The organism is Sodalis-like endosymbiont of Proechinophthirus fluctus (assembly GCF_001602625.1).
Taxonomy (GTDB): Bacteria; Pseudomonadota; Gammaproteobacteria; order Enterobacterales; family Enterobacteriaceae.
On sequence record NZ_LECR01000067.1, the window covers coordinates 6,752 to 20,994 of the forward strand.

Here is a 14,243-nt window from a genome sequence, read left to right on the forward strand (position 1 = left end):
CAATCACCACGTGGATTTATGCACTGCTATCGGCTGCGAAGAAGAAAAAGTTTAATTTAATTGACGTGGGAGGCGTGGGATGGCGATGATAAGTTGACATAAGTCCTGTGCTGCGTGACGCGAAACGATAGCCTGTTTCCCGTATAACGATGGCCTGTTTCCCGTATGATAAAATGCGAGATCGCGTTTACGTCGTGACTTAATGGCGCGATTAGCCGCAGGTGCGCATGGCCGCGCATTAGTTGCAGGAAATACGCTTGATAAATATATTAATTAAATTGATTTACTTATGGGTTATGCATATATTGTAATATCATAAATTACTGTGATACTTATTTTAAGATCCTCGATGGACAGAGTTAGATTAAAGCTTTAGAACGTAGTGCCGATATTTATCGTGTCTGCAGATGTTACTGTAAACTCGTCAATGAGTTAACTTAAATTATTGCATTTAAAAAAGGAATTTATTATGTCACAGGTGATTAACACCAATATCCTCTCCATTGCCGCGCAAAATAACCTCAATAAATCACAGGCTTCTTTGGGTACCGCGATCCAGCGTCTTTCGTCGGGCTGGCGAATTAATAGCGCCAAGGATGACGCGGCCGGCCAAGCGATCGCTAACCGCTTTACCTCGTTAATTAACGGATTAACTCAGGCATCGCGCAATGCTAATGATGGTATCGCAGTGGCGCAAACCGCCGAAGGGGCAATTAATGAGATCAATGAAAACCTGCATGCGATCCGTCGCCTGACGGTACAGGTTAAATCCACCGCTACGATATCCGAAGCTGATAAAAAATCCATCCAAAATGAAATCGGTAAGCGTTTGGATGAAATAGACCGTATCGCCGCACAAACGGAATTTAACGGTGTGCGAATTTTGAGTAAAAATCAAAACTTGTCAATTCAGGTAGGCGCCAACGATGGTGAGACAGTGGATATAGAGCTCAAGCAATTAGATACCAAAGAACTGGGTATCGATACATACAGCGTGGTGCAGGTAATCAAATTGTCAGATATCAAGATAGAACAAACGAACAATGTCGACAACTGGGTAATGCCAACGATCGAGTTCGTGGGCGCCGACGCGAAAAAGATTGACATTGATGGCAAGGTTTACAGCAAGGGTTCTCAGTATTATGTTAAAAAATTAGGAACTGAAGAATATTATAAGGCAGATGTGGATGATGCCGTGTCTGGGAATGCAAAATTAACATATACTGCTACCACCGCAACTAAGCTGGAGGGAGATGCAGCAAAAGGTATTAACCATAGTCCTCAAGGCGTTAAATCCGGTACTACGTCAGTTGCACCGCCGAAGGGTATGACCGTTCATGCTTGCGCGGACAAATCCGTTCAATCAGGCTATATACTCAAAGGGACGGACAATGGTGAGACAGTCTACTATAGCGCCAGCATTGATGCTAAAGGAAAGGTGACGCAGGGAGAGAAAATAGAGGTGAGTGCGGAGGGTAAAGCCGCTACCCACAATCCACTGGAGAACTTGGACAAGGCCATCGCGAAGGTTGACGAAGTACGTGGTTTGCTGGGCGCTACCCAAAACCGTTTAAGTTCGGTGATCAATAGCCTGAGTACCACCGTAACGAACCTCAGCCAGTCGCGCTCCAATATTCTGGATGCGGACTTTGCTATCGAAATCTCCAATATGAACCGCGCCAACATCCTACAACAGGCTGGCACCGCAGTATTGGCGCAGGCTAATTCAGTGCCGCAGGGCGTCCTTTCATTGCTGCGTTAAATCGCTTTCGCTTCTAACTGACCCCGGCAAGCCGGGGTTTTTGCGTTAAATTACGCCAAATAACCGCATATTTGCCGTATTTTTCCGCCTTTATACGCCAGCGCACAGCTGATAATAATGTTTCACCGAACGGCCCGCGCGAGGTAAATGTGGAAGTCATATACAATCATCAAGGAAGGCCGGCTGACGATCGCGTCCTGTGGCAGCAGTACGCACCTATCATCCGTCATGAGGCGCTTCGATTACAGGTTCGTCTGCCGGCAAGTGTTGAACTTGAGGATCTTATCCAGGCGGGGATGATCGGTTTATTGGCGGCTATCGACAACTTTGATGCCACGCAGGGCGCCAGTTTCACCACATACGCCCGCTCGCGCATCCGCTGGGGCATGCTGGACGAACTGCGGGAGCGAGATTGGGTGCCGCGCAGCGTGCGGCGCAATGCGCGTGAGATCTCGGCGGCCATCCAGCGCCAGCGAACAGCAAATAGCCGACGAACTTAACATGCCACTGGCAGCATACCAAACCATGCTGCACGAAACCAACTGTAGCCAGTTGTTCTCGCTGGATGAGCTAATGGCCCAGGAAGCGCCGGACCGGTGCCCTGCACTTCCTGCCGACGCGGATCAAGATCCTTTTCAACGGCTTCTGGCCGGCGGGTTACATAAGCGGGTGAAGGATGAAATAAGCCGGTTGCCTGAACGTGAACAGCTGTTGCTTAACCTTTATTACCAGCAAGAGCTGAATCTCAAAGAAATCGGCGAGGTCCTAGGGGTTGGCGAATCAAGGGTGAGTCAGTTACACAGTCTGGCGATAAAACGGCTGCGTGCACGATTGATTACAGGAAGGCGTTGACTAGGGGTAATCTGATAAGGACCGCGGAAGGGGAGGCGCGTTGCTATTTTTACCGGACATATAGGCGTAAGGTAAAAAGCGCTAAACGGCCGTTTAAATGGTTATCCTACCCGCCCGATACTTGGTAGCATTTTACCCTGTACTTATGGGTGAAATCGGTACACTACCGTTCATATTCGCTATTCGAAAAGAAATTTTTTAGTAGCATAAATGACCGTTAAAATCTTGTTACATAATTTAAAGATGCGCTGTAGTCCATCCATTATTGCCTGCCGATCGTGCTTAATTTTCGCCTCAGCACCTCACTTTTATGTTCGTTTTTCGGCTCATAAAAGACATATAAATCCCCACAGGTTATATTATGAATTTTTGGAAAAATTTTGCCAAATTGGGAGCTTCGGAGAAGGTCAGGGAGGCGAAGAATTGTTTGAGTGTTTTAGTGTTTTTACGTGTTAAACCCCCGCTGGTCAATGCCTTTAATCCGTTTTGTCTCCCTCCCATTTTCTACTAATGCCCCAGAGCAATAATACTGCACACAGACCGCAGTCCAAAAAAACAGCGTCTGGCCGTGCGCAACATACAACATCACATCACATACTGGAGCAGAATAATAACAATGAGCAGAATAATGATAATTTCCTTTATCTCGGTGCTAATTTACAATCGTCTGATGGAATTCAAGCTGGGTACGATGGAAATCACACCCAGCCTGGGGGAAAAGTGGGACGTGAGCGACGACGGCAAGGTATATATATCTTCCATTTTCGCCACAGGGTAAAATGGCAGGACAGCAAAGATTTCAAACCGAGCCGTGATTTAACGCTGACGATGTCATCTCCTTCTTTAAGCGCTAAAAAGATTCCGCTGCGCCTTGTCATAAAATCCCCGGCGCGGCATCTACGAGTGTTTTGACGGCCGAGAAAATCGACGGCTACGCCGTCTCCGCTTTACCCTGACCCGAGAAGAAACGCCGTTTATCTCGCCGATTTGGCTATGGACTTCGGCCTCCACCTTGTCGGCGGAGTATGCTGATAAGATGACGAAAGCCAGCACGCCGGAAAAGCTGGACCTGAATTCCATCGGCACCGGCCAGTTCCAGCTTTTGCAGTGTCAGAAAGATTCCCGCATCCTGTATAAATCTTTCCTGGGCTACTGGGGCAACAAGCCGAAAATCGATCGTTTAGTTTTCTCCATTACCCCTATCCGTACGCTATGCTAAAATGCAGAAAAACGAATGCCAGGTCATGTCGGATCCCAATCCGGCCGAAATCGCGCGCATTATAGGCATCACCATCAATTTGCTGGAGCAGCCGGGGCTGAACGTAGGTTATTTGGCCCATAACGTTGAGAAGAAGCTGCTAGATAACGTTAAAGTCTGTCAAGCGTTGATCCTAGCAGTGAAGTAAAAAGCCATTATCGACGTGGTTTATCAGGGGGCTCCGGTCAGGCGGATCAAACTCTGATCCCGCCGACAATATGGAGCTACACAACGACGTTATACAGGATTACCCTAGAGCTGCTGAAAGAAGCGGGCCTGCCTGACGACTTCACCATTGATTTGTAAGCAATTCCTGCGCAGCGTCGTTACAACCCCAACGCGCCCAGAATGGCCGAGCTGACTCAAAACCGACTGGGCCAAAATTGGCGTGAAGGCCAACATCGTGACCTACGAATGGGACGAATACCTCAAGCGATCCAAGGCCGGCGAATATCAGACCGTGATGATACGCTGGACCGGCGACAATGGGGATCACGCCCAGGTAGTGTGATGCACGACGAAGCGCTGGCGATGATTATCGCTCGCTCGACGGTGTGTATGAGCCGGGGCGTAAAGAGATGAAGAGCTACGTGGTTGACACTCTCTCGGCAAATATAATTTCGATAACGTTTCTTTAGACTGATGATCTACTATCCCCTTTATCCTTGCAGGGAGCTTCCGACAGCTAGGCGGAAGCTGGAGTATTCCGAGTACTGCACTGGGGAACGGCCATGCGCCAAGCGGGGGCCAACGAAGGAAAATCATTAAGACATGAGCGTTAATCACCCGGATGATATCCACTGCGTCCAGGCAATTTTACAGAAATAGAGATTACGAAATATATTGCAGTTCATACTCCGACGTTTATTTGTATTACCTTGCGGACCTTTGCCTTCGTGAATCTGATCTCAGGAGATCCGGTGTTGATCATGGCCGGGAAGCGCGGTATTTCCCCGAGAGCTATGCGGAATTGATGACCTAGATGGGGCTGGATAAGCTGCTATTTCAATAATACTTTCACTACATCGCCAGGGTGCTCTGTAGGGGGATACAATCACCTCACTTAAAGACCAGCCAGCTTCCGGTATGGCAGGAATTTGTCCCGCCTTTCCAGGCGACTTTGGAACTGGAGATTTGCGCCATGATTTTCGCCGTACTGGTGGCATTCCCGTGGGGGCACTTGGCGGCGGTGATGAAGTGTGGTTCTATTTTCGATCATACCGTGGTGGGTGTTCTCGTTGACCGGCTATTCAATGCCCATTTTTTGTTGGGCATGATGTTGATTATGCTAGTGTCAGTGCATTTGAATCTTACGCCGGTGTTCGACGGGGAAACGGTGTTTCTTGACAACAACTAACCCCTGACCGGTTTCATGCTGATTGATACGCTGATTTGGGGCGAGTTGGCGGATTTCAAAGATGCCGTGATGCATATCATCACGCAGGCTATCGTGATGGGTGCTATTCCGCTGGCAGTCATCGTGCGTATGACCCGTTTGGCGATGATGGAGGTGCTGAGCGAGGATTATATTCGCACCGCGCGTGCCAAAGCGCTGAGCTGTCTGCGGGTGATCATCATTCATGTGCTGCGTAACGCGCCGCTGTCGGTCGTAACGGTTATTGGCCTGCATGTGGGGACGCTGCTGGAGTTACTACTTTGACCGAAACCATCTTTTATCCTGGGCAGACATCAGCTGCTGGCTGATTGAGGTGCTGCAGCGCAGCGACTATCCGGTGATCCAGGGCGGTTTGTTTCTGGTAGCGACGTTGATCATTTTGGACAACCTGATGGTGGACGTCCTGTACAGGGTAGTGAACTCGCGTATCTGGTATAAGAAATAGAGGAACGGAAAATGACTCAAGCCATAGAGCCGGTGACACTGTGACTGGTGTGCTGAGGCCGATGACCCCATTTCAGGAGTTTTGGCACTATTTTAAGCACAATCAATAAAGACGCTGTTATCGGGCTGACCTATATTTCTGCATTCTGCTGATGTTCATCGTGGTCCTGGTGCCGGCTTACTAGCACCCAACGGTTCGGATAGAAGTTGGCAGCTGGCAGTTTATGCTCGGTACCGACGACATCGGCCTCGATATTCTTATTCGCCTGATGCGACCGCCTGTCTCTGCTGGTGGGATACCTGGTAGTTGCGCTGTCGCTGCGCTGCTGCTGGGGGGAGTCAACCTCGATTACGTTACCGCTTCAAGGGTAGCCGTCGCCGGCATGCTGACAGATGTTCGTCAATATTTTGCCCAGCTGTTGGCGCCGCTTATCGTTCAGGTCTCGCTGGGGGTTCTCCAATGCCATTAATGTCATTTTGGATATAGTAGCGATCGGTTTCCTGGGTATGAGTGCACAGCCACTTACGCCTGAGTAGGTCACAATGCTGGCAGACGTATTGCAGTTCGCCCAGAGTGCCTGGTGGTGGTAGCGTTCTCTGGATTCGTTATTCTACTTACTGTGTTGGCGTTTAATTTAATGGGGGACGGCCTGCGTACGCCATCGATCTCAAACTCAAGCAGTAACGAGAATCTAATGGTGTTACTGTCCATAGACAAAATATCGGTCCATTTCGGTGATGAGGGCCACCCTTCCGCTCCGTTGACAGAATCTTCTACCAGGTGGAAATAAGGCCAGGTGCTGAGCATCGTCAGCGAATCCGGCTCGGGTAAATCGGTCAGCTCGCTGGCCGTGATAGGATTAATTGATTATCCCGGCAAAGCTATAAGCTGATAATCTGGTGTTCAATGGCCGCGATTTACAGAAAATCTCTGACAACGAGCACCACCAACTTATCGGCGCCGATATAACCATGATTTTCTAGGATCTGATGACCAGTTTGAACCCCTGCTACACGGTGGCTTCCAGGTCATGGAAGCCACCGTGTAGCAGGGCGGCAACCACAGGACCCAGTGCCAGTGCGCCATTGATGCTGACGCTGGTGGGTATTCCAGATCTGGCCTCCCGGCTGGACGTATATCCGCATCAACGTGTCCGGCGGTATCAAGCCAGAGCATGATGATAGCCATGATCATCGCTTGTCGTACCAAGCTGCTGATTGCCGATGAACCCACTATCGCGCTAGATGTAACCATCCCCAAGCGCAAATTATCGAGCTGTTGTGGACCTCTGCAGCAGATCGAGAATATGGCATTGGTACTAATTACCCATGATTTGATGCTGATAGCAAAAGCGGCACACTATATTATCGTGATGTACGCAGGACAAGGTGGTGGAAACCAACAAGGAAACGGAAATTTTCAGCGCGTCGCGTCCGTCATCCTTACACCTAGGCGCTGCTGTCCTCCAATCTCCGGCTTAATCCCGATCTGCATCCCGAGTGGATAAAACTAATTTGGCTCTTGCACCGCGCTGTAACCACGGCTGAAAGGCTACAGCGATCAACTGGTAGCATGCTTTGCCGTCAATCAGGATGAAGTACAAACAAGACGATAACTACCGACTCTGGGGACAGTGTCCCCAGAAATACCTCCAAGCGTCCCTCCATTAGATGAACAATCGCTGGTTTTTGTCAGGGCCAGAACGACCCGAGATAATCCGTCGTTTCGCTATTAAACGGCTAGGATTCAACGGCGCCTATTATTAATGGTCGGTTAAAAGTCGGCTGTCCGATTATTGACGTAGGAATAAAAGGCATGTTCCCAAAAGGTGAACTTCATCCCTATAAAATGCAGACAAAAATTCAAAGCATATAAATCATTAACGTCTAAGTGTATGGCTAGTCAATCAATTGCATTCCTTTGCGGATAAAATCCATAAGTATATATTTATCAAGGTCAGTATGCCGATAATATTCAACAAGCTGAATGAGACTGTGAACGCCGGCTTTATTGTAAATATTCATAAGATGCACTTCAATCATCTTTTAGCAATTTCTTTGGCGATTAGCCTCCGTTGCTCCCAAAAAATAATTTCAAGCTCACTTTTAGTGAAAAGTTCATTTTCAATATCTATTTGAATGATATTTTTATTAAGTAGATTCATATAATATAATAATTCATGTACATCAAGTTTCCTTCCATAAACGATACCAATGAGTTTATTATCATCATTATAAAGTGGTGCTCTTTCAGCATAGTGTGATACAAGCTTAGTGGTGTTTCCTTTACCATAATGATGAATAACTATGGAAATTATTTTCTATTTTATTTGATAAACTTTTCGTCGCTGGCGATAAATTCTGGCTAAAGTTATTGCCATATGTCAGTAGAGACTTCTTTATCCGCCCGTCCTTCCACATTAAATTTCTTAGGAAATCTAAAGAACTTAGTATCAGAATCTTTTACGACTACGTATTTTTTCTCATTGTTTTTAATTAACCAATGTTCTGAGCTTTTTTTGATGAATTATACAAACTACTTAGGTGATTTTAAGTAAAATTTAAAATTATTTTAAATATTTTTATGATATTAATTTCCTCGTGAAGCTAACTGAGAAAAGTTATGAATAGTAAATATTATAAAATAATTACCTATAAAAATATCGAAAATATTTATCGAAATAGTTATCGATAGAATCGGTTTGATAATATTGGCAAATATGTTTAAATATTAGCAAAATAGTATTTATGTCAGCAATGGATTGTCAAGTTCAGAACATCACAATTATATATATTTTCTCTTGTAAAATGAATATGAAATAAAAAAATAGATTATTTCATGGAATAAAATAAACAAAATTTCTATGCTATCAATAGAATAAAAATAAAATAAATAGTTGTTTTATTTAATGTGACTATTGTTCTTATAGGTATGATAACGTCACTAGCACAATGCATGCTGGGTACTATATTAGGTCATAGTATGACATTTTTTCAGGCTATTTTGGCGACGTCTTTAGGTAGTATCATATTAGTCTTTGTCATTTTTAGTTTAGGACGTGCCGGTATGAAAGAAGATCTTTCCACCAGTGTGTTATCCCGATGATACGACTTTATGAAGTCATGATCTATGTTTATCAGACTTGATATTTCAATCATCATATTATACTGGTTTGGCGTAAACATAGCGCTGATTTCCTAAAGCTTTCTCACCGTGATAGGAAATCATATCAATTATTTCTAGTGATCAGAAATAAGCTGGGTAGTGTTTTCATTGCTGGTAGCTTTTAGTTTTAACGCACTTAAGCATAACGGTAAAGATCGTGGTTAAGATTTTTTTTCAGTGACATTTTATGTGTATTACGACGAAATTGTGAAATATAATATCGACAGATTTTATTCTTCCTCTCCCTTGGGTGAGACTATCTCGATAGGAAGGGTTTGATAATAGTTACTGGTATGTTTATCGTAGGATCCTTAATCACACCTGACACAAGCAGATATTGCAAGAACCAAAAACACGTATTATGGATGATTACGTACTCAGTAATTATCTTTGATTTTATTATTAATGGGATAGATATTTTAGTCACTCATGCGTTAGGTACATCGAATGTTGTAGAGATCATGATTCATACAGTGGGTTAGATTGGCGTACTTACGTTTATATTGTCCGCTATTAAGGTTAATGATAATAATTTATATTCCGTATCTAATAATATTATTGGATTTATTGAGATGCTGACCGGTAAGAAGTTCAATTATACAGAAATAAAATTGCTGATATGGTTACTAGGCATATTATTTTAATTATCATAAATTTTATGATGCTTTCATCCACTTTTTGATAGCGCTTGGTTTAATTTTTCCTCCCATCGCAGGGTAATTCTGGTTGACTATTATATTCTTACGTACTAGCCGATATCATCTAGAGATATCACGTAAAATTTGCAAGCTACCTAATGACGCGTCAATTCTATTCACTAATGTAATCGCCATTATATCCTGCGCTTTAGACAGTACGTCTGGCATGTATCTCCAATACATAATTCCTTCTGTGAATTCTATTTTTGCAGCAGGCATAGGTTATTAGTTATTGATGAAAATAAAATCTTCTATGAGAAATAACTTTGCTCTATTATCTTGATCCTAGAGAAAATCAGGCTAAAATTTAATAATAAAATATTATAAAACTATAATTTTAATACACTTCACTGTATGTAAACATACAGTGAAGTGCGAAGTTATCCGCATGAAGAATAAGGATGACGATGATTGCATTTATAGGTAACAAGTTTCGAGTAACTTTGGTTTAGTTATTAAATTTGCCAACAAGAATGCTTCTTGATAGATTATGGAATATAAATGATCCACCTAGGTAAGTTTGACCTGCTAGCATGCCAAAATCGCTATGTCAATAAGGTAAATTCAATGATGTAATTTTATCCTACTGTCGTCAATACTGATCACTACTTAAATAGTATGTTAATTCTCAAGGGTGATGTTTAATGAGTAGTAAATGTATCCACTTCAAAAGGGAAAGTATCTCTAGGAAGTTTATTTATATCTATGAAAATCAAGATGATGCTTGTTTTATTCGCGATAAAGAAGCTAGGTATGTTTATATTAATCCAGCGAGCGATGTTTACACTACTAGATTTTCATGCATCCTTTAGTATGGAAGGAAAATTACTCTTACAAGTCCCTCACTGGATAAATTTTTTTAGGATGAGTTTATATATTATGATAACATGGTGATGGAAAAGAGCATTTCGCTATCGTTAGTTGTCACATCGGCGTTCGGCAGAGAAAACTGTATCCATCCTTATGTTTTTATATCAAACTTTCTTTGATAAACATGGCAATGTTGTTGGTACCTTTTCTGAAGCCCAAGCCCTTGCTTTTTTCTCAGCTATGAATTATATTAACGGTGAGGTGAATCGCCGGTTAAACTGATAACGCATCTATCAGATAATACTTTTACGGAGAAAGAGCTTGAAATTATCTTCTTTTCTTATCAATGACTTATCGGCAAGGAAATAGCGATACGTTTGGGAATTTCGCACTGCACAGTAGAAAACAGGTTTTGCGGCCTTTATCAAAGGGCAAATGTTCATAATATTCAACAATTCAAAGAGTTTTTCAAGGATTTAAGCTTTGATTATTACATCCCGGAGTCTTTTCTACATCCTAGAATCATCGTCATAGATGCTATTAACACGTAATATTTTTGAGATATTGTCCATATATTATTTTTATCATGTTCAATATTTGTTTTTGTCAAGTACATATTGAATGATTTACTAATTATAATTAGTATGCTGTAACTTACAGTGTCGTTTACTTATTACTCTAATAAGTATGATATGTATATTACAATGCTTGTTATCGCCGAGAGCGAATATCACGGGTTGCGACATTTGTGAAAGGTCTGCGCTAAATTGGATTCATCAATCCGAATACGTTGTTGTCAATATAATGAATTTTGCTGTGGGCTCTGAGAATAACAGCTAATCGAGTTTATCTCATGGCGTAAGCAAGCGCTTGTCAAAAGGGTACTTCAGCGCTATGACCTTGAGATAAGGAAACTGAATTCTTATCTGGTTTGTAAACAAAACAAATCGGATGCTGCTATTAGCGTGATGAGATGATAGTCGATGTTTCACACCGCAAGCCAACGTTTCCACGCTTTGGCGGATGGCTTCGCTTGATAGATGAATCCATTAGAGGCAGGGCTGTTTCATACTAGTGGCAATGGCCTGTAATACGATTCCGCTGGCAGCGGAATCGTATAATGCTCAATTACGTTGCTAAATAGTGCGTTGTGAATGAGTGAAAAGAATAATTATATCTTAACTAGCGATAAAATAAGGGATCACAAGCCGTCAGATCCCCGCGTGCCGGATCATCCACACTCTGCATAGATAGTCCTCAGGCTCTTTCTCGGGCTTTCAAGCTCAACGGGCATGCTCTGAGGGGGAACACTCCTACTGCGAGAGCGGCCATTCGTAGACGTGCGGTGGAGAACGTGAGTAATGTCCGGGGCACCTAGATCTGGTAGAGGTATCTTTCTCGTGGCTTAAATGCCGTTTTGCCTGTCTGCTGAGTGAGCGCGCGATCCGTGCCGTTTGGTAATGTAAGTCGCCAGAAACAGGCTGAAGGTTGCTGGTATCATTAGAATTAATTTGTAATATATATTTCTATCATATTTCCTTTTATATTTTATATAAATAAAGTTCGTTGAATTTGACATGTATCATGCAATAAAACTTTTTAATGTTATCATATACGGGATTAATAGTGTTAGGAATTTTTCGATTTAATATCGAGATTATTTCACTCTCATGAATGATTCTTGCTATGTCGTGTCATCATCATTAACAAGCCAACTTCATGAGAAGAAAATAGTCGGATGAAAATTTTCTATATAAGAAAATATCCGCTGCAAACGCTCTCATTTTATAGCGTAAAAATATAATCTTATCGAGTATCCATGAGATGGATAAGGATTTATTATCGGAGTTACTAGTAGGACGTTTCTTATAGGGTTTAGTAGTTGGTTTATACGCCAGTATATTATTTCAACTTTACAGGAATATTAATTATCCTACTGTTTTCATGCGACTTATTTTATTTTATTCACTTCATTCATTTATGAATATGGTAGTCATGCTGTATCACGATAAGGTGATTATAATCACAGATCTCGGCGAAGTTATAGGCGATAACAATTGATACTGCCTATGCCATTATTAATGGCTAAAATCACGGCGCCAAATAAAATACCGTCGATAATGCACTCGGTATTTGTCGCTATAGCCTTATTTTCTCAGACTGACCTGGCTTCGCTGAAAACGGCAAGGCTTGACGCCGGGTGCCACAAAGGGATTTTTTGCAAAACCCTGAAGCGACTAGTTATTCATCGAGGGTTAGAAGATTGCGGCTGAGAGGATTTTCCTGTTGCCGATATCAGGTGTTCGTTATTAATTTCTAAAGATAATTAAGCTGTCAGCGAAACATTATTCTTCTTGGCAAAAAAGTCATCTGATAGGGCTTGCGCCCTTACTGGAGAAGCGCCATGAGTAAAATCCTCAACCGCTTTCGCTATTTCAAACAGAAAAAGGAAACTTTTTCTGAGGGGCATGGGCAGGTGTGCCATACTAATCGTGACTGGGAAGACAGTTATCGCTAACGTTGGCAATATGGCAACATTACGCGTTTTACCTACGGTGTTAACCGTACCGGCTCTCCTGTGGCTAGAAGATCTATGCCAAAAACAGCTTGGTGACGTAGGAAACGCGGCAAACGGACTATCCACATACCATGACAAAGCGCGAGCCGCGCGGTGTCAGCACTACGTCCGGTAGCGGCCTGGCTGTCAATCGTAGCCGATAAGTAAAAATGTCAGCAATATAAAATGCAGCGTGGGCATGGCGGATTTATCCGTGCGCCAAGCTGGCAGGAGATTAATCCTGGTTTGTTGCCGTGGCTAATATTTGGGCGATTAAAAATGTCTGGTCAGATCGAATGGTGGGGTTTTCGCCCATCCCCGCTATGTCGATAGTGTCTTACGCTGCGCAGACGCGCTATCTGTGGCTGCTTATTGGAACCTGTTTGAGCTTCTACGACTAGTATTGTGTACCCCCAGCCCCGCATCTCCAATGACCTGGGGTGAACAGACCGATGTGTCGGAATCCGCCGACTGGTACAATGCCAGAGCTATATCATCGTCTGTGGGTCCGAACGTACCGCAAACACGTACGCCAAACACGCATTTTTTACTTGAGGTGTGTTACAAATGCACAAAACCGTCGCGGTTACGCCTGATTATGCGGAAATCGCTAAACTTAGCGACCAGTAGCTGCTAACCTACTTGAGCAGCGAGATGGATGTGTAATCTTTGCGTATTTTTAGGGCTGGAGAATCCGCATTATTTTCGTCATGTGAAGCATGACACCATCCTGGTGTATAAACTGCAGGTAAAATTTCTGTGGCTGACTGAAGCTTCCAGCTTCCCGAGTGCCAGTCGCCACGGCTTATAATCTCACCCTAGACGGCGTCGATCGCGGTCTTGATAACGATAACTGCGCGCGGCTATCATAAGATACACACGTATTCACTTGCATGGGGCGAGTAGTAGATTTGCGGCGTCTCTAGTGAGCAGATTGCGCAAATCTCCTGTGAGTTTGGCGCCACAGCGGCTACAAAACCCATAGCCTGGCGATGATTATCCTCGGCGCGGGCATTAACTGCTGGTATCACATGGATATGAGCTACCGCGCGCTCATCAAAATGCTTATGGCTGCGTCGACCATCTCGGTCGTGAAACCAATGTCATGCTGCAGCCTATCCAGTATGATACTCCGGCGGAACTGGTCCAAAGCGGCGAAATTCGCGACTGGAAAAAGGGAAGTGCGGTCTGATCCCTGGCCAGACCGCGCCGCATATCATCCGCGTGCAGTGTGATTATCCGGCGACCTACGAACTCTTTATCGCGTCTGCCTTGCGGGATCCAAGCCAGCAATTGGGCA

1 protein-coding gene and 7 pseudogenes are annotated in these 14,243 nt (G+C 43.8%); all 8 read left to right on the plus strand.

Features of this window, described 5'->3' with window-relative positions; translation table 11 throughout:
* The first annotated feature begins 469 nt into the window (after window positions 1-469).
* Window positions 470-1,762, plus strand: a complete 1,293-nt coding sequence (locus BG74_RS06665; protein WP_066597426.1) for a FliC/FljB family flagellin — start codon at window positions 470-472, stop codon at window positions 1,760-1,762.
* A gap of 149 nt (window positions 1,763-1,911) precedes the next feature.
* A pseudogene (locus tag BG74_RS06670) lies at window positions 1,912-2,614 on the plus strand (RNA polymerase sigma factor FliA).
* A gap of 646 nt (window positions 2,615-3,260) precedes the next feature.
* A pseudogene (locus BG74_RS13785) lies at window positions 3,261-4,515 on the plus strand (ABC transporter substrate-binding protein); the annotation flags it as partial.
* A gap of 181 nt (window positions 4,516-4,696) precedes the next feature.
* Window positions 4,697-5,713 (plus strand): annotated as a pseudogene (locus BG74_RS06685) (ABC transporter permease subunit).
* Window positions 5,714-5,774: 61 nt separating this feature from the next.
* Window positions 5,775-6,397: pseudogene (locus BG74_RS11255) on the plus strand (ABC transporter permease family protein).
* Between the two features lie 10 nt (window positions 6,398-6,407).
* Window positions 6,408-7,146, plus strand: a pseudogene (locus tag BG74_RS17545) (ATP-binding cassette domain-containing protein); the annotation flags it as partial.
* Between the two features lie 5,644 nt (window positions 7,147-12,790).
* A pseudogene (locus tag BG74_RS19710) lies at window positions 12,791-13,567 on the plus strand (molybdopterin-dependent oxidoreductase); the annotation flags it as partial.
* A 448-nt stretch (window positions 13,568-14,015) separates the two neighbouring features.
* A pseudogene (locus BG74_RS20780) lies at window positions 14,016-14,243 on the plus strand (hypothetical protein); the annotation flags it as partial.